Here is a 23,613-nt window from a genome sequence, read left to right as displayed (position 1 = left end):
TAAAATGGAGCTGATTTACGTTGGCGGAACTACCAACGGTAAGTTGTCATTCGCTTCACCGTTGGCCTATCTGACTACAGGAGAGCTCACTAATGCCAGTCAACTGAACATTGATGGCGGCGGTACCGTCACCCAAATTGCCTGTAGCCTAAACAGCACCAGTATCAATGTCCCGCTGGGCGACGTTCTTGATATCAAATTCACCGGCGTCGGCGTTACCACCGGCGATAAAGGCTTCAATGTCGGCCTGACCTGCGATAAAGACGCCAAAATCAACGTCTCCCTGGCCGGCACGCAAAATAGCGAGGCCAGCGACACCAGCGTGTTGGCCCTGACCAACGCCGGGCAGACCGGCACTGCCACAGGCGTTGGCGTACAGCTGCTGTACGGCGATGTACCTCTGAAAATCAACAATAATATCCTGCTGAAAACCTCCCCCGGCGGTCAGGAAACCCTGCCCTTCACCGCGCGCTATTACCAGACCAACAAACAGGTGACCGCCGGCAAGGCCAACAGCAGCGCTACCCTGAATATCACCTATCAATAATGGTGCCTCTACCGCAAGGAGCCCAAGGAGAGGAATATGCGCAAAATAATCACTAACAAAATGTTTTTCCTGGCATTATCCGGCCTATTGCACTCCCCACTGACGCAGGCCGACTCAGTAGCGGTCAATATCACCGGCAACGTCATTGCCAGCTCTTGCACCGTTAAAGGCAGCAACCCGCATAACGTGGTACTACCGGATATTGATGTACTTAAATTATCAAAGAAGGGAGAAACAAGCCCATTTGTGAATTTTGACCTGGAGCTGGAAGGTTGCTCTGAGGGTGTCACCAAAGTTACGGCCACCTATGGCGGTACGGTTTCCCCCTTGTCGGCTGACAGTTTTAAAAATACCGGTACCGCGACCCAGGTGGTCCTTTACATGCTCGATAGCGCCGGTAGCGAGATCAGGCCTAACGCCACCCGGCAAGTGGCCGTCGATAGCGTGGCTCGCACCGCAAAGTTTTCCCAAAAGGTTCAGATTTACGCCATGGGTGCGTCGACCACGGGCACCGTCAGCGGCAATATTCTGGTGTCCTTCACCTACCAATAATCCAGTTGCAGGGAGATTTCAGGATGCAAAACCGCATTATCGCGCTGGCTGTTTTCAGCGCTCTCTGGGCACCATCTTTACCGGCCGCAGAGGTCACGATCAGCGGCCGGATCACCGCCACGCCCTGTACGGTGGATGCCAGCCTCAACCAGACGCTGGATTTGGGCAAGGTTCAGCGGCGAGATCTATTACAGGCCGGAACCGGTAGCGAATGGAAAGCCTTCAGCCTGACGTTGAACAGTTGCCCCCCCAGCACCAACAGGGTTACCGCTACCTTCACCGGCACGCCAGCCCCCGATGACAACAAAGCCTTTGCCAGCAGCGGGACCGCCACCGGCGTGGCCTTGCAACTGAGCAATGCCAACAGCAGCCTGACGCTGGCCAATAACGCCAGCCTGTCGGTGGATATCGATAAGGCCCGCAAGGCGACGTTCCCACTGACCGCGCGCATTTATAGCCCCAAAGGCCAGAGCAGCGCCGGCAGTTTTATCAGCTTCGTGCAGGTCAACCTGAGCTATCAATAATCCCATCAGCAATAAAAAAGCCCATCAGCAAAGTTTATTTCGCCAGATGGGCTTATTTTCAGGGGCCAATTGTCTTTAACGGCGGTTACGTACCAGTTGATAGCGACGGGTCAGGTATTCCACCGGCACGCTCCAGATATGCACCAGGCGGCAGAACGGGAACAGCACGAACAGCGTCATGCCCAGCACCATATGCAATTTGAAGATCAACGCAACGCCAGCCAAATGCTGTGACGCTCCGGCGTGGAAGGTCACCACCGCCTGCGCCCAGGCCACCAGCTTCATCATCTCGCTGCCGTCCATATGCTGGGCGGAGAACGGAATGGTCAGCAGCCCCAGACACACCTGCACTACCAGCAGCGTCAGGATCATAATGTCGGCAAAACTGCTGGTCGCACGCACCCGCGGGTTGGTCAGGCGGCGTTTCAGTAACAGCGCCCCGCCGACCAGCGTCATCACGCCGCATGCACCGCCGGCAATCATCGCCAGCTTCTGTTTCACGTCGATCGGCAGGAAGGCTTCATACATCCAGTGCGGAGTCAGCATGCCGAGGAAATGCCCGGCGAAGATACCCAAAATACCGATATGGAACAGGTTGGATGCCAACCGCATGCCCTTTTTATCCAGCATTTGGCTGGAGCCGGCACGCCAGCTGTACTGCCCGTAATCGTAACGCAACCAGCTGCCTATCAGGAAAATCGCGCCTGCCAGATAGGGGTAAATATCGAAGAAGAATTGATTTAAAAATTGCATGATTAGCGTCCTTTGGTTCCGGTTAGCGCATCCGTCAGGTCCAGGTACTGTGGCGCCACCGCGCCGGCAAAGCGTCGCTGATGCGCCGTTTGCTGTGCCGAAGCGCAGCCTTCCTCACCGAGAAACTTGATCTGCTCCTCTTCCCAGACCGCGTCCAGCGCCTGCGGCGTGTCGTCCCTGGCTTCCCCCGCCACCTGGCTTTCCAGGCTGGCGCTTTTTACCTCGGTGCCGGACAGTGTCAGCAACAGATCAAACAACACCGCATACGGGCTTTCTCTCTGCTGCAAACGTGCGCCCAACAGCGCCAGGATCGGCGCGATATCCTGTAACCCGCCGCGCGCTTCGGCCTGGTTGCGGCTGGCCAGGTATTCCAGATACAGCGGCAAAAAGTCCGGCAGCTCGCGGCTGTCGATCTCCAACCCCGCGTCACGGTATTGCGCCATCAGGTCGACCATCGCCTGACCGCGATCGCGCGATTCACCATGCACGTGTTCAAACAGCAGCAGCGAGGTGGCGCGGCCACGATCAAACAGTTCGCAGTATTCAGCCTGCACGTCCAGCAACGGGCGAGCGCAAAAACGGCGAATAAACAGGATCAGCTGCGCGCTGTGGTGTAAATCCAGTTCGCTGGCCGGCTCCAGCGCCTCGACCAACGCCTGCTGATGGTCAAACAGCGCCTGCTCCGGGTAGTCCAGCAGCCGGGCAATCACTTTCAGGCTGATCATGAGGCATCCTCCTGGCGAGTGGTTTTTTGCGTCACATCAATGGCGTCTATGCGGCGGCTGTTGAACAGATTGAATTTACCGTCGCTGCCGTGGCAGCCGTCACCAAAGCTGAAACCGCAACCTTTGCTTTCCGGGAAGGCTTCACGTGCCAACTCGCGGTGGCTGGACGGGATCACAAAGCGGTCTTCATAGTTGGCGATCGCCAGATAACGGTACATTTCCTGCGCCTGCGCTTCGGTCAACCCCACCTGCTCCAGCGCACTGGTGTCCAGTACGCCGTCAACGGTTTCCGCCCGTTTGTAGTGGCGCATTGCCAGCATGCGTTTGAGAGCCAGCAGCACCGGCGCGGTGTCCCCTGCCGTCAGCAAGTTGGCCAGATATTGCACCGGGATACGCAGGCTTTCCACGTCCGGCAACACGCCGCTGTGCGCCAGCTCACCGGCATCGGCGGCGGATTGAATCGGTGACAGCGGCGGGACGTACCAGACCATCGGCAACGTGCGGTATTCCGGGTGCAGCGGCAGCGCCAGCTTCCAGTCCATTGCCATTTTATACACCGGCGACTGCTGCGCGGCCTCGATCACGCCTTGCGGAATGCCGTCCTGCAACGCCTGGGCAATCACCGCCGGGTCGTGCGGATCCAGGAAGATATCCAACTGGCGCTGATAAAGATCCTGCTCGTTCTCGGCAGCGGCGGCCTGCTCAATGCGATCGGCGTCATACAGCAGCACGCCCAGATAGCGGATACGGCCAACGCAGGTTTCCGAACACACCGTCGGCTGGCCGGATTCGATACGCGGGTAGCAGAAGATGCACTTCTCGGACTTGCCGCTCTTCCAGTTGAAATAGATTTTTTTGTACGGACAGCCGGTCAGGCACATACGCCAGCCGCGGCATTTATCCTGATCGATCAGCACAATGCCGTCTTCGCCACGCTTGTAGATGGCGCCGCTTGGGCAAGTCGCGACACAGGCCGGGTTAAGGCAGTGTTCGCACAGGCGCGGCAAGTACATCATGAAGGTGTTTTCGAACTGGCCGTACATCGCCTTCTGCATATTGTCGAAGTTTTTGTCCTGCGAGCGTTTCTCGAATTCGCCGCCGAGGATCTCTTCCCAGTTCGGGCCGCTTTCGATCTTCTTCATACGTTGGCCGGTGATCAAGGAGCGCGGACGGGCGATCGGCTGATGCTTCCCCTGCGGCGCGGTATGCAGGTTCTGATAGTCGTAGTCGAAAGGCTCGTAGTAATCGTCCAGCGCAGGCACGTCCGGGTTGGCAAAAATCTTCGACAACAGGCCGACGCGGCTGCCCATACGCGGTTCCAGCTTGCCGTTGATTTTACGGATCCAACCGCCCTTCCATTTTTCCTGATCTTCCCAGGCGTGCGGGTAACCGACGCCGGGTTTGCTTTCAACGTTGTTGAACCAGGCGTACTCCATGCCCTCGCGACTGGTCCAGACGTTCTTGCAGGTCACCGAACAGGTATGGCAACCGATGCATTTGTCCAGGTTCAGCACCATGCCGACTTGTGAACGAATTTTCATTTTGCTTTCTCCTGCTGGCTGCCCTGCGAGTCGTCGTTGCCTTCACCGTCTAACCAGTCGATGCGGTTCATTTTGCGTACCACCACAAACTCGTCACGGTTCGAGCCGACGGTGCCGTAATAGTTGAAACCGTAGGCCAGCTGCGCGTAGCCGCCGATCATATGGGTCGGTTTCGGGCAGACGCGGGTCACCGAGTTGTGAATACCACCGCGCTGGCTGGTGATTTCCGAACCGGGGATATTCACGATACGCTCCTGCGCGTGGTACATCATGGTCATGCCTGCCGGAATACGCTGGCTGACCACCGCCCGTGCGGTCAGTGCGCCGTTGGCGTTAAAGGCCTCGATCCAGTCGTTGTCCTCAATACCCAGCTCTTTGGCATCGTCTTCACTCATCCAGACAATCGGCCCGCCGCGCGACAGGGTCAGCATCAACAGGTTGTCGCTGTATGTGGAGTGGATGCCCCACTTTTGGTGCGGCGTTAGGAAATTCAACGCCTTCTCCCTGTTGCCGTTCGGTTTCTGGTTCAGCAACGGCTGCGCGGCGCGAGTATCGATCGGCGGACGGTACACCAGCAAACTCTCGCCAAAGGCGCGCATCCACTCGTGGTCCTGATACAGCTGCTGGCGGCCGCTGATGGTGCGCCATGGGATCAGCTCATGCACGTTGGTATAACAGGCGTTATACGACACATGTTCGTCTTCCAACCCTGACCAGGTAGGGCTGGAAATGATTTTGCGCGGCTGGGCCTGAATATCACGGAAGCGAATTTTTTCGTCTTCCTTGTTCAGCGCCAGGTGGCGGTGATCGCGGCCGGTCATTTTGCCCAGAGCTTCCCACGCCTTGACCGCCACCTGCCCGTTGGTTTCCGGTGCTAACGTCAGGATCACTTCGGCGGCATCAATGGCGCTTTCAATTTTCGGCCGCCCCGCTGCCGGGCCTGCGGTTTTGACGTAGTTGAGCTTTTTCAGGAAGTCGACTTCGTCCTGGGTGTTCCAGCCAATGCCTTTCCCGCCGTTGCCCAGCTTATCCAGCAGCGGCCCCAGTGAAGTGAAACGCTCATAGGTGGCTGGGTAATCGCGCTCCACCACCATGATATGCGGCGCGGTTTTGCCGGGGATCAGTTCACATTCGCCCTTTTTCCAGTCTTTGACGCCGTAAGGCTGCGCCAGCTCGGCGGCGGAGTCATGCTGGATCGGCAGCGTCACCACGTCGGTTTCCTGCCCCAGATGCCCGACACAGACTTCGGAGAAGGCTTTGGCGATGCCCTTGTAGATTTCCCAGTCGCTCTTGGAGTCCCAGGCCGGATCGACCGCCGCCGACAGCGGGTGAATAAACGGATGCATATCCGAGGTATTCATGTCGTCTTTTTCGTACCAGGTGGCGGTCGGCAGCACGATGTCGGAATAGAGGCAGGTGCTGGACATGCGGAAATCCAGGGTCACCACCAGATCCAGCTTGCCTTCGCCGCCGTTATCCAGCCATTCCACTTCCTGCGGCTTGGCACCGCCCTGCTGGCCCAGATCCTTGCCCTGAATGCCGTTTTCGGTGCCCAACAGGTATTTGAGCATGTACTCATGACCCTTGCCGGAGGAACCCAGCAGGTTAGAGCGCCAGACGAACAGGTTACGCGGGAAGTTCTGTGGGTTGTCCGGCTGCTCGGCGGCAAAGCCCAGCGTCCCTTTCTTCAAGGCGTCGACGGTGTACTCCACCGGCGATTGTCCTGCGGCTTGCGCCTGCGCCGCCAGATGCAGCGGGTTGGTGCCCAGCTGTGGTGCGGACGGCAACCAGCCCATGCGCTCGGCACGCACGTTGAGATCGATCAGGCTTCCGCCGAAGCGTGATTTGTCCGCCATCGGCGACAACAGCTCTTCGGTCCCCACGGTTTCATAACGCCACTGGCTGGAATGGTTATAGAAGAACGAGGTGCTGTTCATATGACGCGGCGGACGTTGCCAGTCGAGGCCAAACGCCAGCGGCAGCCAGCCGGTCTGCGGTCGCAGCTTTTCCTGGCCGACGTAGTGCGCCCAGCCGCCACCGCTCTGGCCAACGCAGCCGCAGAAGATCAGCATGTTGATCAGCCCACGGTAGGTCATGTCCATGTGGTACCAGTGGTTGACACCGGCACCGACAATAATCATCGAACGGCCATGGGTTTTTTCGGCGTTGTCGGCAAATTCGCGCGCAATGCGGATGATGTTGTGGCGGGAAATGCCGGTGATCTGCTCGGCCCAGGCCGGGGTATAGGCTTTGACGTCGTCGTAGTCGGTAGCGCAGTTGGCGTCATTCAGGCCACGCTCAAGGCCGTAGTTGGCCAGGGTCAAATCGTACACGCTGGTCACCAGCGCCTCGCTGCCGTCTGCCAGGCGCAGGCGTTTGACCGGCAGCTTGTGCAGCAGGATCTCGTCCAGCGCCACGCTGTTGAAGTTCCCGCCCTCGGCAGAGCCGCTTTTGATGCCGCCAAAGTAAGGGAACCCCACCTCGGCCACTTCGTCATGCGCGCCCAGCAGGCTGAGTTGCAACTCCACTTCCTGCTGGTCCTGACCGGCGCGTTGTTCCAGGTTCCATTTGCCCTGTTCGCCCCAACGGAAACCGATCGACCCCTGTGGAGCAACCAGCTCGCCGCTGCGTTGATCAATGGCAACGGTTTTCCATTCAGGGTTATTTTCTTGCCCCAGGCCGTCGACCAAATCGGCGGCGCGCAGCAGGCGACCGGCGGCATAATGCCCCTCTTCGCGCGGCTCCAGCATGACCAGCATCGGCATGTCGGTATAACGACGCACATAATCGCGGAAATAGCCCACCTCACGATCCAGGTGGAACTCTTTCAGCATCACGTGGCCCATCGCCAGCGCCATGGCGCTGTCGGTGCCCTGCTTCGGATTCAGCCACTGGTCGCACAGCTTGGCGACTTCGGCGTAGTCCGGCGTGACCGCCACGGTTTTGGTGCCTTTGTAACGGACTTCGGTGAAGAAGTGCGCGTCCGGGGTGCGCGTCTGAGGCACGTTGGAACCCCAGGCGATAATGTAGGAAGAGTTATACCAGTCGGCGGATTCCGGCACGTCGGTCTGTTCGCCCCAGGTCATTGGCGAGGCCGGCGGCAAGTCGCAATACCAGTCGTAGAAGCTAAGGCAGGTGCCGCCAATCAGCGACAGGTAGCGGGCGCCGGCGGCGTAAGACACCATCGACATCGCCGGGATTGGCGAGAAGCCAATGATGCGATCCGGACCGAAGGTTTTGGCGGTGTAGACGTTGGAAGCGGCGATCAGCTCGTTAACCTCCTGCCAGCTGGAACGGACGAAACCGCCACGCCCGCGTGCCACTTTGTAGCTTTTGGCTTTTTCAGGATCGCTGACGATCGATCCCCAGGCCTCGACAGGATCGCTGTGCAGCGCCTTGGCTTCGCGCCACAGTTTGATCAGGCGTTTGCGCATCAATGGGTATTTCAGCCGGTTGGCGCTGTACAGATACCAGGAATAGCTGGCGCCACGTGGGCAGCCGCGCGGTTCATGGTTTGGCAGATCGGGACGGGTACGTGGGTAATCGGTCTGCTGGGTTTCCCAGGTGACCAGGCCGTTTTTCACATAAATTTTCCAGCTGCAGGAGCCGGTGCAGTTGACCCCATGGGTGGAGCGCACAATCTTGTCGTGCTGCCAACGGCTGCGGTAGCCGTCTTCCCAGTCGCGGTTGGTGTTCAACGTCTGGCCATGATCGCCAGAAAAGGGTTCCGCCAACTGCTTAAAATAGCGGAATCGGTCTAGAAACTTGCTCATCCGGAATTCTCCTGAGGGCTTTTTAATATTTTTTTACCCTATGGATTTCAAGTCACAGCCAGGCGGCCAGCTCGCTCATCTCCAGGCGCTTACTCAAGTAAGTAACTGGAGTGAGCGAGCGCAGGTAACAACGCTGCGGCTTGAAATACGACGGGTAATGACATTGCTCAATCTGCCGCCAGCCTACTGAGGCCAGAAGTTGGGCAAATTGATTGCGATCAAGAGAACGGAGGGAGAATAACGGCGGCAGAGGCGTGGATACCCCTAAAGTATCATGGCAAGCATTGGGTTTAATTAATTGAAAATATTATAGAAATGATGAGTCAGATGTTCGAGGGGATATGCTGCGGGGTAAGTCGGGGTATTTGGGGGTAGGAAGCGGACTGCTGACTAACACTCGAAAAGGCTAAACCGGTAGGGGGCGAACATGTTCGACCCGATTTAACTCATTGATTATGCTATTGGGCGCAGCATGCAGCGCCCCTACCATTAAACAACAGAGCACTTTGTCTACGGCCTCAAGCGGACTGACGCCCGCTTCCTGTTTGGCGAAGTGAGGGTTACTGGAATAAAAAACGCATTAGCCTAAATCCATCTCATGCCCTATCCACTCGCCGCTGTCGCGGTTGATAAATTGCAGATACTGCTCATATTCCTGCTCGCCATAGAACAGGTTCAGCAGCGGGGTTTTATAGAACGACTGCCACATCTGCCCCAGCATGATCGGGCGACGTGGGACATAAATGTTCTCTATCAGGTTATAACCGGTGGCCATCAGCATAAAGCACAGGAAGAAGTAGTTGAATCTGCCGCGGATGAACGATCCCCGATGGGCCACGTAATAAAACAGCAAGAACACCGAGGCCACGCTGGCATAACGGCTGGCCGCCTGCAGCGAGCTGGAACACAGGAACACAAACACCACCAGCCAGGCCGCGTAGTTCTTGATGTCCCCCGCCTGGTTGCTCATGGGGTTACCCAGCATAAAGACACCCAGAAACAGCGCCGGGAATAACACGATCAGGAAGTTAATCATGCCGTTGGCATTGCCGGATGTCAGGTAGTCGCTGGCGTACATGCCGGAGGTATAGACGTCGGAGTAACTGTTGATGCCGGAGATCGTAATATGGGAAACGATAAACGGCAGCGCAAACTTGGCGGTCAGGAAGGCGATGGCGCTGAACACCACCGTCAGCAGGCGGTTCAGGCGCATCACCCGGCTGCACAGGAACACGCCCACCAGCAGCATGCTGGAAAAGTGGGTCAGCATGGCGAACAGCATCAGGCCGGCGGCAAGCGGGCGGTTGAGCTTATGGCAAAACAGCACCATCGCCAGGGTCATCACCGCCATCGAGAAGCCAAAGCGTAACCCCATGGCAATGATAAACGGGTTAATCAAAAACAGCACCGCCAGATGCAGCAGCACAAACTGCCGCGCCGTGAACGCCTTGCCGGAATGCAGCATGACGATATTCAGCGCGCTGAGATAGCAGTAAACCGACAGCGCGACGTACAGCCCCGGAATAATGAAAAACGGGATGCCCAGCGTTTTGAAAATATAGAAATTGGCATACAGCACCACGTCCACCTTGCCCTGAATGACATCACTCAGGCGGGTCGCCGAGTTGATGGCATCGTAGTTGGCAAAGTGGCGGTAAAGATCCGCCAGCGGCGGGATTTTAATGAAGAAAAAGAAAAAACACAGCGCAATCAGCAAATAAGCCGCCGAGTTCTTCTTTCCTGCCCGCAGCGTTCCTATGCTGTGCAGCAAAGCGAAAAGCGGTACCGTCAGCAACAGTACGCTGCCGATCAGCGTCGAACGTTCAAAGCGCATAATCATCCTCTGAAAGGGGGAGTCTCTTAAGGGTAACGGAGCACGCGAAACGCAGCTCAGAACGGCACGCCGCGGAAAAATACATTGCGGATGATATTTTTCATATACACCCCCGCCATCAAGCCGCTATTGACGTAAACAATGCCCTTCAGCCCATAGAAAACGCCTGCCAGGCGACTCTTGCCGTCGGTAATGATGCGTGAAGTAATGCAGGTATGGCGCAGGCGCATGATCTTGCGTGCCCGAGGTGAAACCTGTGGCATCAGCCGCTGCTCAAACTGCATTTTGTTGCGGTAGCCAATAATGCCCTTCGGGCTGGAGGTGATGCGTTCGCCGTCATGGTCGTTGTGCACCGCCAGTCGTTCATGCAGCGTGCCGATCTTCGCTCCGGCCGCCAGCAGCCGGTAGAGGAAGATATGGTCCTGGTAGCGAGGCGTGTTGAAAAAGCCGCGCACCGCAATCGCCGTGCTGCGTCGCATCATGATCATTGGCGTGTAGGCTACGCCGGCCAGCATAAAGTCCTCCAGCCCTTCGCAGCGCGCGCGGTAGTAATGCTCGGCGCCGATCTGTCCGTTTTTCAGAATATCCATATCGCACAGGCTGACGTCATAATCGCCCTGCTGCATAAATGCCAGTTGGCGGGCGATTTTCTGTGGATGGTAGTAATCGTCGTCATCCAGAAAGCTGATGTACTGCCCGCTCGAACGCAGGATCCCGCTGTTACGTGCCAGCGCGCCGCCGCCATTGCGCTTGCGCGGGTAATAAATAATCTCACCCCGCTCAATGTAGCCGGCCAGGCGCTCGTGGGTCGCCAGGCGATGGGCGTCGCCCTGCGGGTTGTCATCCACCACGATGATTTCCAACGGGCGATGGGTTTGTGCCAATACGCTATCGATGGCGCGAGCCAGCAGTTCGCTGCGGCCATAGGTGGGTATGATGACGCTGACGGTGATACTCATAGTTTTATTCTGCCTGTTGGGGGCGAAAGGGTCGCCCCAATTGACATGGGTGCAGCATGCCGCTGCTTTAACGAAAACGGGAAAGAGGCGAATGGTGCGCCGCTAGCCGCGCAGGTTGTACAGCCGGGCCATCAGGTAGTAAGCCAGCGGGCTACGGTAAAACAGCCGGTTTTTACGGCTCAGCATTTTGCGCTCCTCGCCGCGCAGGCCGGAATAACGGCGCTTCAGCTCGCGGGTTTCGCGCAGCGCGTCGCGCGCCCCGAAGAAATCCAGCCCCACCAACAAACGCGCTTTCAGCGTGGTGACGTAGAGGATCGAGTAAAGCCCATGCCCCAGCCCCTGCCGTCGCCCGCTGTCAGCGCCGTCGAGTGCGTAATCCAGATCGTCCAGATCGCGTCGCTTTGGCGCGCGCGTAATGCCGTTAGGGTTGGCGCGGTATCCCACCAATGGCGTATCGCAGACCACGATGCGATCGGCCTTCAGGTAAAGCTGTGGGATCAGCTGAATATCTTCAAAGTTTCGCCCCGCCGGGAAGCGAGCCTCATCGAACAGCGTTTTGCGATAAATCCGCGCCCAGGCGAACCACATGCTGCGGTTAAAGCTGTCTGCCAGCAGCGCCATATGGTCATCACGCTGCTGCGGAGCCGCATTGCCGGGCACGATAGCCATGGTGCCCTCTGGTTGGATCTTGCCGTTATTGAAGGTTGAAAAGCGCTGGGCGTTGAAGGCCACGATGTCGGCCAAGGGGTTATCCGCCAGCAGGCGGCCCAAAATGCTGAAGTAGCCCTCCAGCAGCACATCGTCGGAGTCCAAAAAACCAACGTAGCGCCCCTCGGCATGTTCAATGCCGTTGTTGCGCGCCTGGCTCAACCCCTGGTTTTCCTGGCGCAGAATGCTGACCCGCAGCCTGTGCTGCGGATAGCGACACAGCACTTCCTCGGCAATGCCGATGGCGCCGTCCGGGCTGCCGTCATCCACGATGATCGCCTCCGCCCAGTCAGGCAGCTGTTGCAACACCGAATCCAGGCACGCCTCGATATAAGCCTCAACCTTGTAAACCGGAATAATCAGGCTCAGGGTAATATTCATGACCGGTTATCCTTTCTTTTCTGTTTCACGTTGTACCCATACCGCACGGCTGCCCATCGACGGCAACTCGGCCTCAATCTGCCGCTGCCCCTCGGCCTGCCAACCCGCAGGCAGATCAAACCTTGCCGACATCTGGCGATAGTAAGGGTTGGCGATCAGCACCAGGCCCCGTTCACCTTGGATAAACAGCCGGGCCGGGATGGCGGTATTGTTGCCTTGCAATAAGCGGCTTTCACCGGAAAGCAGGTAAGGCTCAAAGCTGACAATCTGCTGCGCTACACCGGCGACGCCGCGCCAGATAGCATCAAATTCCTGCTGGCTGAACCCGCCGCGCTGGCGCTTGTAGAACAGATCGGTATAGGAATAAAACAGGATGCCTCTGGCCCCGCCGATCAACCCCAACCAGGCCTGATTGCGGATCTCCGCCTCGGTAGGCTGACGCGGTTTGCGGTCAGGCGCGTAAGCGGCATGATCCATAATCTGCATCACCAGCCACGCCCCTTTGGCCTGGCGCGCCACCTGACTGGTAATACGGCTGTACTCCAGCGTCCGCGTCAGATCGGCGTCTCTGCCGACCGGATAAGGGTCGCTGGCCAGCACGTCCGAACTGTTGAAATAGGCATTGAGCGTTCCGGTCTTGTCCAACACCTGGAACGTCAGATGGTCAGGATCCAGCTGCTTGACCTGCAGGTGTTTTTGCTCAATCTGCGGCACATATTCCGGGCCCAGTTCGTCGTTGATGTACCAGGCGAGCAGGTTGGGTTGATGCTTGAATTTTTCCACATAGCTGGCTGTCAGCTGCGGATAGCTCATCTTGGTTTCCGGTGCGAAGCGGGTGCCGGCGTACATGTCCTTGAGTGAAAAAATCACCTGCAAACCGTATTGCTGGGTTTTGCGGAAATAGTTATAGGGGTCGCGTCCGGTGCCATAGTTGTAATTGAGCAAGGTATTGAAACCGGCATCACGGATGCGCGCCAGGTGCTCGTCCGTCGCCATCTCGCCGTACATGTAGATGCCGAGCGGGAAGAAGCGCTTGCCTTGCTTCAAAACGTAACCCTGAGCATCCAGCGCGACCTTGGGCTGCGGGCGACCGACGCTGATCGGCATTTCGCTGCGCTGGCTGCGTTGCGAAGCCACGTCCGTCACCTGCTGCTGCAAACGATACTCGCCGGCGGCCAGATCGGCCGGCAGTGGGAATTCCACCTTTTGCTGTCCACTGATGGCATAACGGCGGCTGTCACGTTTCACTGCGGTGTTTTTGTCATCGACCAGGGTGCTGTCCACCTGCACCTGCTGCGGATCCACCACTTCAATCAGGCTGGAGGCCGCGCCGTTACTGCTGCGCATCTGGTACAACTCCGGTGCCACGGGCTGCAGGCAGGCGTAGACGTCATCGAACCAGGCACTGCCGGTGGTGCCCTGGCGCAAATAGACCCCCAGCACCACATTCACCGCCCGTGGCGGCACCCGAAAATCGCCGGTCACCGGCTGCCAGCCGCTGGTACCCAGCAGCCCCTGCGGATAGCTGCCCGCCAAAAAACGCCCGCTGTCGTCATAACTTTCGACAAACACGCCGGCGCCCTGATTTTCGCCCTTGCCCCTGAGGTTTTCACCGCGTACCCAGGCACCAAACGCCAGCTGTTGACCCGGCTTGACCGCCAGGCTTTGCAGCATGTTGTGGTAATTGGCCGGGTTGTGATTTTGATAAAACAGGCTGCGCTGACCGCCATGCCCCCCCGCCACCACCTGCGCCGAGGCCAACGACCACCCGGTGCCCCCCTGCTCGAAGCCGGGATCCTTGAGCAGGTTTCCGTCGCAGCCGGCCGCATTGGCCAGCCCTGCCCAGCCGGCGCCTGCCAGCAGGCAGGCTAAGGTTAGCTTGCTGAAATTCATTGTCTTTTCATCACCGCGCTGTACAGATAGGAGAAGAACAGATAACAGGACTTCTGATAGGAAAGCCCCAGATGACGGCGATATATCTGCCACTGCCAATCGGCCGCGCGAAATTTATTGCCGGACAGCGACTGCGCGGAGAGGCGATAAAAAGCCAGGGGTTCGGGGATGCAGTAAGCCATGTGGTTCCGCGCCTTCTCCAGCACCGACAGCCACATAACGTAATCCTCATGGCCCACTTTGCTCTGGTACACCTTGCCGACCTGACGCTGGTTGTACATGCCGGTCAGGTTGCCGATCCAGTTGCTTTTCAACATGTCTTTATAGGCGATGATCTCACCGGCGCCACGGTAGTTTTTCACCCGCGTCGGGTCATCTTCAAAGGTGTAATAATGGGAGCACACCACGTCGTAGCGGTTGGTTTTGAGGATCCCGACCTGGCGCGCCAGCTTGTTCGGGTGCCAGACGTCATCGCTGTCGCAGAACGCAATATAATCGCCGCGTGCGGCTTCAATCGCGATATTTCGGGTCTCGGCCACGCCCTGATTGGTGTCGTTGCGGATGTAAGTCAGACGATCGTGAATGAACGGTTTCACCACCTCGGCGGTATGGTCGGTGGAAGCATCGTCGATCACATACAGGTGATAATCCTGGTATGTCTGATTCAGCACCCCGAGGATCGACTCTTTGATAAAGCCTGCGGCATTGTAAGCCGGCATGATGACTGAAACTTTTTCCATCTTAACCTCCAGCAATAAGCTGTTGCCATTGGGGATAAATACGCTCGGGAATGAACTGCTGCGCCCGTGCCAACGAGTGAAGGGAAAAGCGCTGACGCAACTCAGCGTCGTCAATCAGCGCCAGCGTGCATTGGCTGAAGGCCTCGATGTCGCCCTCCGCCACCAGATAACCGTTCTCACCGTTATCGATCAGCTCCGCCGGGCCGGTCTGGCAGTCGAAGGCCACCAGGGGCAGGCCAAAGCTCATCGCTTCAATCAACACCATCGGCAAGCCTTCGTAACGCGAGGTCATCAACAGCATGGCGGCCTGACGATAGTGACGGGCGATGTCTGCCGTTGCCGGCAGCAGCTTCACCCGCTGGCCCAGGCCGGCCGCGTCAATCTGCTGTTGCAGTGGCCCCCGGTCCGGGCCGTCGCCGACGATATGCAGTTGCCAATCCCCCGCTTGCGGGGCGATCCGCTGCCAGGCGGCGATCAGCCGGTCGAACCCTTTCTGTGGGCATAACCGCCCCACCGCCAGCGCCACCGGCTGTTGCAGCGTCGGTTGCGGCGGTTGTACCGGGAATGGCGAAACGTTCTCGATCACCCGGCATTTACGGCTGGGCACCCAGCGGCTAATGGTGGCCAAATCTTTCTTCGTCAGCAGTACCGTGCGGTCGCCCAGCCGGTAGACCAGCACCTTCAGCCACTTCATCGGCCAGGCATACTGGTGGAAACTGACGTGTTCGCTCAGTAACAACCGGCTATTGGGGCACAGCAAGCGCAGGTACGGCACCATGATCGACGACAGTTTGCCCATCGAAACGGTGATAATTGCGTCATAGCGGCCGCGTCGTAAAAACCATGCCAATAGCCAGGGCCACAACAGCGTTCTGCCCGGCATAAAGCGCAAGGTCACTGACTCGTCCAGCGGGTAAAATGCCCGGTCGCCGCTGATCGACACCAGATCCACCTGATGCCCCAAGCGTGTCGTCAGCGCATTGGCCAGACTGCTGGCTACCCGCTCGGTACCGCCTTTTTCGGCGATGTTCTCAATCACAATCGCTACTTTTCGTTGCTGCATGTCATCTCCGAAATCCCTCGCGGGCGGTACGCAACAGTCGCCCGCCGAGTGGAAACAGTCCCAGTCTGGCCAGACAGTCTCCGTACAGTTTGATCGCCCTGAATTTGCTGCTCAGGGCATCGCGCTCGGTGCGCGCTGAGTAATAGGTGAAGGCCTGCAGGTTTTCGCTGTACAGCGAGGCCAGCAGGTGTTTGCAGGCAAAACCGCTGATATAGCGGCCGCTGGCATTAAGGTAAGCATCGATAAACTGCTCGCTGGCATCGATGTTCATCCGGCAGCGGTCCGTATCGGCATCGCCGCAACGGATAAACACGCCGCGCCCCTCGTCGAAGGCCACCCTGGCCCCCAGATTGGTGGCGTTGACCAAAAATCCCCAGTCTTGATACTTGTAGAGGAATTCCGGAAATAAAAAACGTCGGTCTTCCTTCTTACGCAGGCTGATGGTTGAGGTGCGAATATCACCCATATCGAGAAATAAAAAATCCGCTCCCGCCACGCCTTCTTTATAATCGAAGCGATAGCTGCGAATATTCTTATCACTTACCGTGACGTAGTTACCGAAGATAATGTCTATTCGGGTGTCCTGATGACGTTTCAAGCGTCGAATAATATAGTTGGTATTAAACGAATCCTCCGGCTCGAGAAAAAAAACCACGTCCGAACGTGCTAACCGAAAACCGACATTGCAAGAGGCTGCCGTATTACGCCGTACTTTACTTTCATGCAGCCGCGCCCGGCGATTGGCGACCAGCAGGCTGCGTATATTATCCAACTCTTGTTTGTCCGACGCATTATCAACCACGATAATTTCGTAGTCGAAACCGGAGCAGGCATTGGTCATCCTGACTAATGTGGTGGCCAAACTGGCTGAGTTATTAAAAACGGGAATGACAATCGATAAGTCCATTTATTACCTCAACAATATATTATCATTTGGCAAAACAATGCTAACGCCAACGGAATAACTTGTTATCCCAGAATATCCTTGTCCGGTTACACCCCCGTCCTGACGCGGTGAAATACGCGCAGCCTACCGGTGACTCAACTACTCCTGGAAATAACCTCCCCATTCCTGTTCAATAATTTCCGGTGTGAATCGTTGCAGGCCGGCTCCGGGAGTAAATGTTAACTCGCCAAAATAGATCCTTTCCTGCACCTGATAGAAATCCACTCTTACGTAAGAAAACTGTTCTGCTACCTGGCGTGCCAACTTCAGCATCTGATCCAGGCGACAGGGTTTATCCATAGGCACTTCGCTGTTGGGCACCCCCATGCGGATCTCGGTGCGGTTCCATTGGGCATCGAAAAAATCACGGCGGTGGTCAATAAAACGCTGGTAATCAATCTGGATGAAAAAACGCACTTCCCCGTTGCGGTTAAAACAGTGGATCTTGATGTCATTCGGGGTTTTTCCGTCTTCCAGCAACATTTTTTCCACCATGATGCACGGCGAAATATCCTTATAATGACGTTCGCGATAGACCTGATAAAAGTTCTGTCGCAGCCAGCTGTTGGTCAGCACCCGCAATTCATTAAAGCTGGTCTGACTTTTATCAAACACCAGCTTGTTATAACCGCTGCCGTGATTCGCCTTAATCACAAAGGCGTCAGGCAATGACTGGTACATTTCCTCAGTTAATTTCTCACCCTGAGCATAGAGTTCAATCAGATATTCTTTCCCCCACAGCTTCTCGATATACTCTCTGACCAGATACTTATCGGACAATTGAGTATACATCGCCAGAGGATAGACTTTCCTGCGCATCAGTTTCTCGCTATACCCCACCGGTTTAGCCAGATGCGGTAGCTTGCGAAAAAATAGAGCATATTTTAGCTGATGATATAGTGCGTCGGGTATATTACGGTAAAAACCCTTCACCAGATTATTTAGCATAAAGTTCTCGCACCTTCCCTATTAGTTGCGGTAAACAACGGTAGCAGGTGACCTGCAGCCGGGTAATTTGTCCTTTTCTAAAAAAGCCATTAAGTACAAAAAATGAAATAAATTCGGTGATAAACGTTGATATCGCCGCGCCCAAAATGCCATAACGTGGGATCAACACCAGATTCATCAGCACGTTGACCAAAGCGGCCAATGGCATTTTTATCGCGATAAACCGATAACCACCAAACAGCACGATCGCCCGATAAGAGACGGTGCCCATCACCGAGAACAGCGATGTCACCGAACACAGCGCCAGAATGGTGGCAGTTTCACGGTAACTGTCGCCAAACATCAGCTTCACTATCGGGCCAGGGAATAGCGACAGCAGTAATATCACCGGCATCGAAAGCAGCAGTACCACCAGATACAGCAGCCGGATCCGCCCTTCCTGCTCGGTCAGGGAACCGGCGTTGGCCACCCCCGGCATCATCGAGGTAATCAGCGCAATGGGCACAAAGACCCATCCCTGACTCAGGGTGATGGCAGCGCTGTACAGCCCGACGCTGTGTTCCCCGAGATAGTTACCGATCATGATCTGGTCGATACGCGTATAGATGACAATCGATAGCCCGGACACGGCCAACGGCAGCCCGACCTTCAGCAGATAGCGGCCATAGCGCCGTTGATGACGCAGGCTGATGGGCCGCATTCCCCCTTTCTCGCGGCGAAACAGCAACCAACGTACCCCATAGGGGATCAGGCTGCTCAGCACATAGGGCACCGCAAACCATTCCAGCGGCAGCTTGGCATTCACCAGCGCCAGCCGCACCACGATCGACAGCAGCAGCGCCACATTGTTGATCAGCGTGTTGAGCTTCGATTTCAACAGGGCGTCATAATAGATTTTGTAAACGTCCTGCACCGAGAAATAAGCGCTGGCCAGCATCAGCGCCATCATGATCTGGCTGGTGCGATCCTGCGTTAACAGCGCCCAAGCCATCAGCGGCACCGCGATCAGCGCAAAGAGTTGCCGCCGCAGACGCATAGAGGCCAGCATCAACCGAATGCCGCTGTGCCGTTGGCGGGCGACACGGTTGAACAACACCGCGTCGGCCCCCAGTTGCACCAGCGGAACCGCGATGGCGATCACCGACAGCAAATAGTTAATCAGCCCGTACTGCGCCGGCCCCAGATAGCGCGCGACGTAAACCGAAACGAAAATCCCCGACAGGCTCAGCGATACTCGCTCCAACATTAACCACAGGGAGTTCATCAGCATCGCTTTCATAGGGTTACTGAACCTTTTCCTGATGGCTGGGGTAAGCAAAGGCATAGTAGCCGGCATCGGTGGCGGTCTTTTTCACCATGCCGTTGAGGATCACCCCTTTAATGGCAACGCCATTCTGTTCGAAACGTCGGATGCTGGTCTCAATCTGTCTGACGGTGTTGACCTCAAAACGCACCACCATCAGCGCCGTACCGGCGTGATGCCCAACAATCGCCGCGTCGGTCACCGCCAGCACCGGTGGCGTGTCGATCAGCACCAGATCGTAATTCTGACCTGCCCAGCGCAGGAAATCGGCAAAGCGTTGATGCATCAGCAGTTCAGACGGATTGGGCGGCACCTGGCCACGCGGCACGAAATCCAGATTGGCGATGTCGGTCTTCTTCACCGCCATTTCTGGCGCAATCAGCCCGGACAGCATATCTGACAGACCGGCCTTGGCGCTGTTGATCAACCAACGATGCAGAAAGCCTTTGCGCATGTCGGCGTCGATCAGCAGCACCCGCTGCCCTGCCTGAGCGATCACCACCGCCAGGTTGGTGCTGGTAAAGCTTTTCCCGCTGGCCGGGCTGGCGCCGGATACCATCAGAATATTGTTTTTGGCCTCCATCATGGCGAAATGCAGGCTGGTACGCAGGCTGCGGATGGCCTCAACGGACAAATCTTCCGGTTCCTCCTGCGCCAGGATCGGCAGTTTGTCGCTGCTGTGTTTGGTCAACAGTTGCTGTTGAATACGGTTACGTTTCTGCTGCCAGGGCGAAAGCGGCACCGTGGCATACACGCTGATACCGCGCTTTTCCAGCGTATCGGTGTCGCTGATGCCACGGTGAAGCGCCGTACGCAACACCACCACCGACGCCGACAGCACACCGCCCATCAGCAGCGCGAAGAAGACGATCATCGCTTTCTGCGGCTGTACCGGACGCAGGCCGGTTTCCGCCTCATCAATGATGCGAATGTTGCCCACGGTTCCGGCCTTGCTGATGCTCAGCTCCTGCTGTTTGTTCATCAACTGCATGTAGACCTGCTGATCCACCTGCACGTCGCGGGTTAAGCGCAAAATTTCCTGCTGGGTTTTCGGCAGGGTTTGCACCTGTTTGCCAAGCCGCGCTTTTTCCGCCTCCAGCGTGGCGCGCTTTTCCAACAGGGCGCGATAGGCCGGATGTACCCGGGTATAAAGTTTGGAAATTTCCGCCTCTTTGAAGGTCAGCTCATTAAGTTGCCCTTCAAGCTGCACCTGGGTGTCCAGCACCGACTTGGCCTCCAGCGACAGGTCTACCGAGTCGTTCTGCTGGCGGAATTGATTAAGCTGATTCTCGGCGTTATTGAGCGAGGTCTGGGTCCGTGGCAACTGTTCGTGCAGGAAGGCCAGCATGCGCTGGGCTTCTTCGGTTTTGCGATCCACATTCTGCTGCAGATAGTTATCAGTGATACTTTTGAGCACCGCTTCCGCACGCTGCGGATCCTCCCCCGCCAGGCTGAAGGTCATGATGCCGCTTTCCTTGCCGCCAGGCGCGACATCCAGAATATTGCGCAGATCGTCCACCGCTTTTTGGCGCGGCACGTTAACCACGGTGAAGGTGGTGCCCGGCAGTGCCTCAAGCTCGCTCACGTTGACCGACCAACCGCCCTGCTGCAGCGTTTGCCCTACAACGCCGCTGAACAAGGTTTTGCCGTCATGGCTCAGGCAGTAATGCTGCGGATCATCAACGGTCAGGGTCAGTTCCTGGCCCTGCATCACCGCCGGTACCTTCATCGAGGAAATACGCAGTACCGGTGTCACTTCGCCGCTCAGGCGGGCAATGCCCTTGCCGAACAGCGGGAAATAGTCCGGACTGATGCGCACCGTCAGGCCGAGGTCGTCGACGGTTTTGCCAATCACGTAGCGTGATTTCGCCAGCGACACCTCGTCCTGGGTCGCCGAGTTCTGACCGACTCCGCCGATCGAACTGTCCAGCGTTTCGCGCAGCAGCGAGTCGCCCGAAAGTTGTTTTTCCACCTGCACCAAAGCCGTGGCCTGATAGATTGGCGTTGCCATCAACGCATAGGCACAGCCCAGGATCCCGGCTACGCCGGTCACCAGCAGAATGCGCCAGCGGTTGTCCCACAGCGGGCCAATCAGGCGCTCCCACTCCAATTTGTCGTCCTGTTCGGCCATCACAATCGGCAATGCATTGTTCTTCATCATCGGTCTTCCTTTAGTCACCGTTACGGGGTTACCAGTTACGTACCCGCAACGTGGCCTCACTGAGGTCGTTGAAGCTGGAAATGGTCGGTACCAGCTGGCTAATCAAGCGATTCCAGCGTGCGATCGGTGCCGCGGTGACGTACACCACGTCGTAAGGCTCCAGCTGGAATTCGGTGCCCATCGCCAGTGCGGCGGCATCCGACAGGTCAAACTGGTACAGCGACGCCAGCCGTTTTGGCTGCTTGCCGCCGTTCGGGCGGATCACGAACACCCCGGTAGCATCGGCCACCGTCTGGCTGATCCCTTCGGAACTGCCCAGGGCTTCGGTCAGCGTCATGCCACTGCGGTCCATTTTCAGCGTCGACTGCTTGCCGACTTCGCCCATCACAAACACTTTCAGTTCGTCGTTGCGCGGCACATAGAGGATGTCGCCAGGCGTCAGCAGGTGGTTTTGGCTGATGTCGCCGCGCTGCATCAGCGCCTGCAGCGAAATCGGCTGTTCTTTGCCCTGATGCGTCAGCACCACGTTGCGCCAGTCGGCGTTATCAGTCAGCCCGCCGGCGGCGTTGATCGCATCCAAAATGGTCAGCGGTACGTTGGTCACGGCCTGCTGCCCAGAGATTTTCACTTCCCCGGTGACATACACCTTTTGTGAACGGAAGGCGGCGATGCTGACGTCCACCTGTGGGCTTTCCACATAGGTTGCCAGGCGGCTGGCAATCTGGTTGCGCACTTCGGTAACGGTTTTGCCCACCACCTGCACCCTGCCGATGTACGGATAGAAGATGGCGCCATCGGCATGCACCCAGTTGCCGGTATCGCTGGCGCTGCGGTATTGCCCTGCCGGGGTGGTCAGCTCCGGGTGATCCCAGACGGTAACGTTGAGCACGTCGCCAACGCCGATGCGGTACTGATAGCTTTGCAACCGCTGATCCAACGCCAGGTTGGGGCGCGCTACCGGCTCTATGCGACGCATTTTTTCCAGCAACATCGGCGTGACGCGATACACCTGAACCTGTTTATCCAGATCGAAATCGTCGTCTTGTTGAGTCACTGTGTCTTTGCCATGGGTCGGCAGGTGTGAACCCGGAAAAGCGGTGCAACCACTGAGCAAAACGCTGGACAGCACCAGTGGCATCAAATGAGGCAAATGAAGGTTCATAACGGTACCGTGAAAAACGGGCCGCCATAGCGGCCCGTGGGAGGATTAACGATCGGCGGTAGGGTTATCGGTAAAAACTCTGGCCTGACGGGGTTCGTGCAGCAGGACAAAATAACCGAAGAAACAAAATACAAAAGCCAGCAGCATCAGGTGATCGGGCAGTTGCAGCACTTCGCTGCAGATCCCGACGCAGGCCAGCGTCACCGCCAACATGCAGCTCATGCTCAGCGCCTGGCGTGCATTAAGGCCACGGCGCATCAGAATATGATGCAGGTGATCGCGCCCAGCCTTAAAGGGACTCTGTCGACGCAGCAAACGACGCGTCATCACCGTCACCATGTCCATCAGCGGAATGGCAATCAGCCACAGTGCGGTCACCGGTCGCATCACAGCGTCTTCGCCCTGCGTGGCGGCAATCAGCAACCACAGCACGCTAAACCCAATCACCATGCTGCCGGCATCCCCCATGAAAATCTTGTTGCGCGCACCGAATACGCTGAGGTTAAACAGCAGGTAGGCCGCCAGCGCCGCAATCAGGCTCAGACACCACAACGCCTGCTCTTCATGCCCGGCCAGCCCGAACAGGATGGCCAGCGCCATAAACGTGACGCAGGACAGCGCGCCCAGTTGGCCGTCGATGCCGTCAACCATGTTATAGGCGTTGATCGCCCCCCACACCGCCAACGGCGTGATCAACAAGGCCGCGTAACCCAGCTGCAGTTCCTGATGACCCCACAGGTAACCCAAAGAAGTGAGTTGCATCCCTGCCGCCAGCATCATCGCCAGCGCAATCCCTCCCTGCACGATGACGCGTGGCGTCACCGGCAGATCAAAGCGGTCATCCAGAACGCCCAGCAGCACCAGCGCCGTAATGCTCAGCAAGTAGGTGGTACTGTGCGGCAACCATTCGGGCTGCCAAAAGGTCACCAGCGTCATCACGAGGTAAATGACAATCCCGCCAACCAGCGGAACATGCCCCTGATGACGCTTGCGCGCATTGGGTTTATCCACTAACCCCACCGCCAACGCGGCGCGGCGGGCAATAACCACCAGCACCAGCGCCAAAATAAATATCACGCTCAGTTGATATAACATTGTTC

The 23,613-nt window shown here is 57.2% G+C and carries 19 protein-coding genes; 3 read left to right on the top strand and 16 right to left on the bottom strand.

Features of this window, described 5'->3' with window-relative positions:
- Positions 1–4 precede the first annotated feature (4 nt).
- From H5P17_RS06230 to H5P17_RS06220, 3 genes are read left to right on the top strand one after another with little or no spacing between them, the layout of a single operon-like run.
- Positions 5–547, top strand: coding sequence for a fimbrial protein (locus tag H5P17_RS06230; protein ID WP_182821911.1), 543 nt, complete (start codon positions 5–7; stop codon positions 545–547).
- A 36-nt stretch (positions 548–583) separates the two neighbouring features.
- Positions 584–1,099 (top strand): fimbrial protein, encoded by a 516-nt coding sequence (locus H5P17_RS06225; protein ID WP_044551985.1) that lies wholly within the window; start codon positions 584–586, stop codon positions 1,097–1,099.
- Between the two features lie 23 nt (positions 1,100–1,122).
- Positions 1,123–1,623 (top strand): fimbrial protein, encoded by a 501-nt coding sequence (locus H5P17_RS06220; RefSeq protein ID WP_182821909.1) that lies wholly within the window; start codon positions 1,123–1,125, stop codon positions 1,621–1,623.
- A gap of 75 nt (positions 1,624–1,698) precedes the next feature.
- Here the strand turns inward: H5P17_RS06220 and narI are convergent, their stop codons facing one another.
- The 16 genes from narI to wecA form a co-directional block, all read right to left on the bottom strand.
- Positions 1,699–2,376 carry a respiratory nitrate reductase subunit gamma gene (gene narI / locus H5P17_RS06215; protein ID WP_044551986.1) on the bottom strand — a complete coding sequence of 226 codons (678 nt, stop codon included), beginning with the start codon at positions 2,374–2,376 and terminating at the stop codon, positions 1,699–1,701.
- Positions 2,377–2,378: 2 nt separating this feature from the next.
- Complete coding sequence (gene narJ, locus H5P17_RS06210; RefSeq protein WP_182821907.1) at positions 2,379–3,101, bottom strand: nitrate reductase molybdenum cofactor assembly chaperone; 723 nt, start codon at positions 3,099–3,101, stop codon at positions 2,379–2,381.
- On the bottom strand, positions 3,098–4,642 hold the full coding sequence (gene narH, locus H5P17_RS06205; RefSeq protein WP_182821905.1) for a nitrate reductase subunit beta: 1,545 nt from the start codon (positions 4,640–4,642) through the stop codon (positions 3,098–3,100). Before narH ends, narJ begins: the two co-directional genes overlap by 4 nt.
- On the bottom strand, positions 4,639–8,415 hold the full coding sequence (locus tag H5P17_RS06200; protein WP_182821903.1) for a nitrate reductase subunit alpha: 3,777 nt from the start codon (positions 8,413–8,415) through the stop codon (positions 4,639–4,641). Before H5P17_RS06200 ends, narH begins: the two co-directional genes overlap by 4 nt.
- A 580-nt stretch (positions 8,416–8,995) precedes the next feature.
- A complete protein-coding gene (locus H5P17_RS06195; RefSeq protein WP_182821901.1) occupies positions 8,996–10,249 on the bottom strand; it encodes an EpsG family protein in 1,254 nt (417 codons plus the stop codon).
- A gap of 56 nt (positions 10,250–10,305) precedes the next feature.
- Positions 10,306–11,208 carry a glycosyltransferase family 2 protein gene (locus H5P17_RS06190; protein WP_182821899.1) on the bottom strand — a complete coding sequence of 301 codons (903 nt, stop codon included), beginning with the start codon at positions 11,206–11,208 and terminating at the stop codon, positions 10,306–10,308.
- 102 nt (positions 11,209–11,310) lie between these two features.
- Entirely contained in the window at positions 11,311–12,297 is a 987-nt protein-coding gene (locus tag H5P17_RS06185) for a glycosyltransferase family A protein (RefSeq protein ID WP_182821897.1), read from the bottom strand.
- A gap of 6 nt (positions 12,298–12,303) precedes the next feature.
- Positions 12,304–14,190 (bottom strand): carbohydrate-binding protein CenC, encoded by a 1,887-nt coding sequence (locus tag H5P17_RS06180; protein ID WP_182821895.1) that lies wholly within the window; start codon positions 14,188–14,190, stop codon positions 12,304–12,306.
- On the bottom strand, positions 14,187–14,930 hold the full coding sequence (locus tag H5P17_RS06175; RefSeq protein ID WP_044551994.1) for a glycosyltransferase family 2 protein: 744 nt from the start codon (positions 14,928–14,930) through the stop codon (positions 14,187–14,189). Before H5P17_RS06175 ends, H5P17_RS06180 begins: the two co-directional genes overlap by 4 nt.
- A 1-nt stretch (position 14,931) precedes the next feature.
- Positions 14,932–15,993: a glycosyltransferase family 4 protein gene (locus H5P17_RS06170; protein ID WP_182821893.1), complete on the bottom strand. Its 1,062-nt coding sequence runs from the start codon at positions 15,991–15,993 to the stop codon at positions 14,932–14,934.
- A gap of 1 nt (position 15,994) precedes the next feature.
- Positions 15,995–16,900 (bottom strand): glycosyltransferase, encoded by a 906-nt coding sequence (locus H5P17_RS06165; RefSeq protein WP_182821891.1) that lies wholly within the window; start codon positions 16,898–16,900, stop codon positions 15,995–15,997.
- Positions 16,901–17,038: 138 nt separating this feature from the next.
- Positions 17,039–17,887 carry an ATP-grasp fold amidoligase family protein gene (locus H5P17_RS06160; RefSeq protein WP_182821889.1) on the bottom strand — a complete coding sequence of 283 codons (849 nt, stop codon included), beginning with the start codon at positions 17,885–17,887 and terminating at the stop codon, positions 17,039–17,041.
- Positions 17,877–19,166: a flippase gene (locus H5P17_RS06155; RefSeq protein WP_182821887.1), complete on the bottom strand. Its 1,290-nt coding sequence runs from the start codon at positions 19,164–19,166 to the stop codon at positions 17,877–17,879. Before H5P17_RS06155 ends, H5P17_RS06160 begins: the two co-directional genes overlap by 11 nt.
- Positions 19,167–19,170: 4 nt before the next feature.
- Positions 19,171–21,351, bottom strand: a complete 2,181-nt coding sequence (locus H5P17_RS06150) for a polysaccharide biosynthesis tyrosine autokinase (protein WP_182821885.1) — start codon at positions 21,349–21,351, stop codon at positions 19,171–19,173.
- Positions 21,352–21,379: 28 nt separating this feature from the next.
- Positions 21,380–22,513, bottom strand: a complete 1,134-nt coding sequence (locus tag H5P17_RS06145) for a polysaccharide export protein (protein ID WP_182821883.1) — start codon at positions 22,511–22,513, stop codon at positions 21,380–21,382.
- 45 nt (positions 22,514–22,558) lie between these two features.
- Positions 22,559–23,608, bottom strand: coding sequence for a UDP-N-acetylglucosamine--undecaprenyl-phosphate N-acetylglucosaminephosphotransferase (gene wecA, locus H5P17_RS06140; protein WP_182821881.1), 1,050 nt, complete (start codon positions 23,606–23,608; stop codon positions 22,559–22,561).
- Positions 23,609–23,613 lie beyond the last annotated feature (5 nt).

The sequence above is a fragment of the Serratia sp. OS31 genome, assembly GCF_014164835.1.
GTDB classification, from domain to species: Bacteria; Pseudomonadota; Gammaproteobacteria; order Enterobacterales; family Enterobacteriaceae; genus Serratia; species Serratia liquefaciens_A.
The sequence above is the reverse complement of the archived record's forward strand: the minus strand, read 5'-3'. Positions and strand labels throughout refer to the sequence as shown.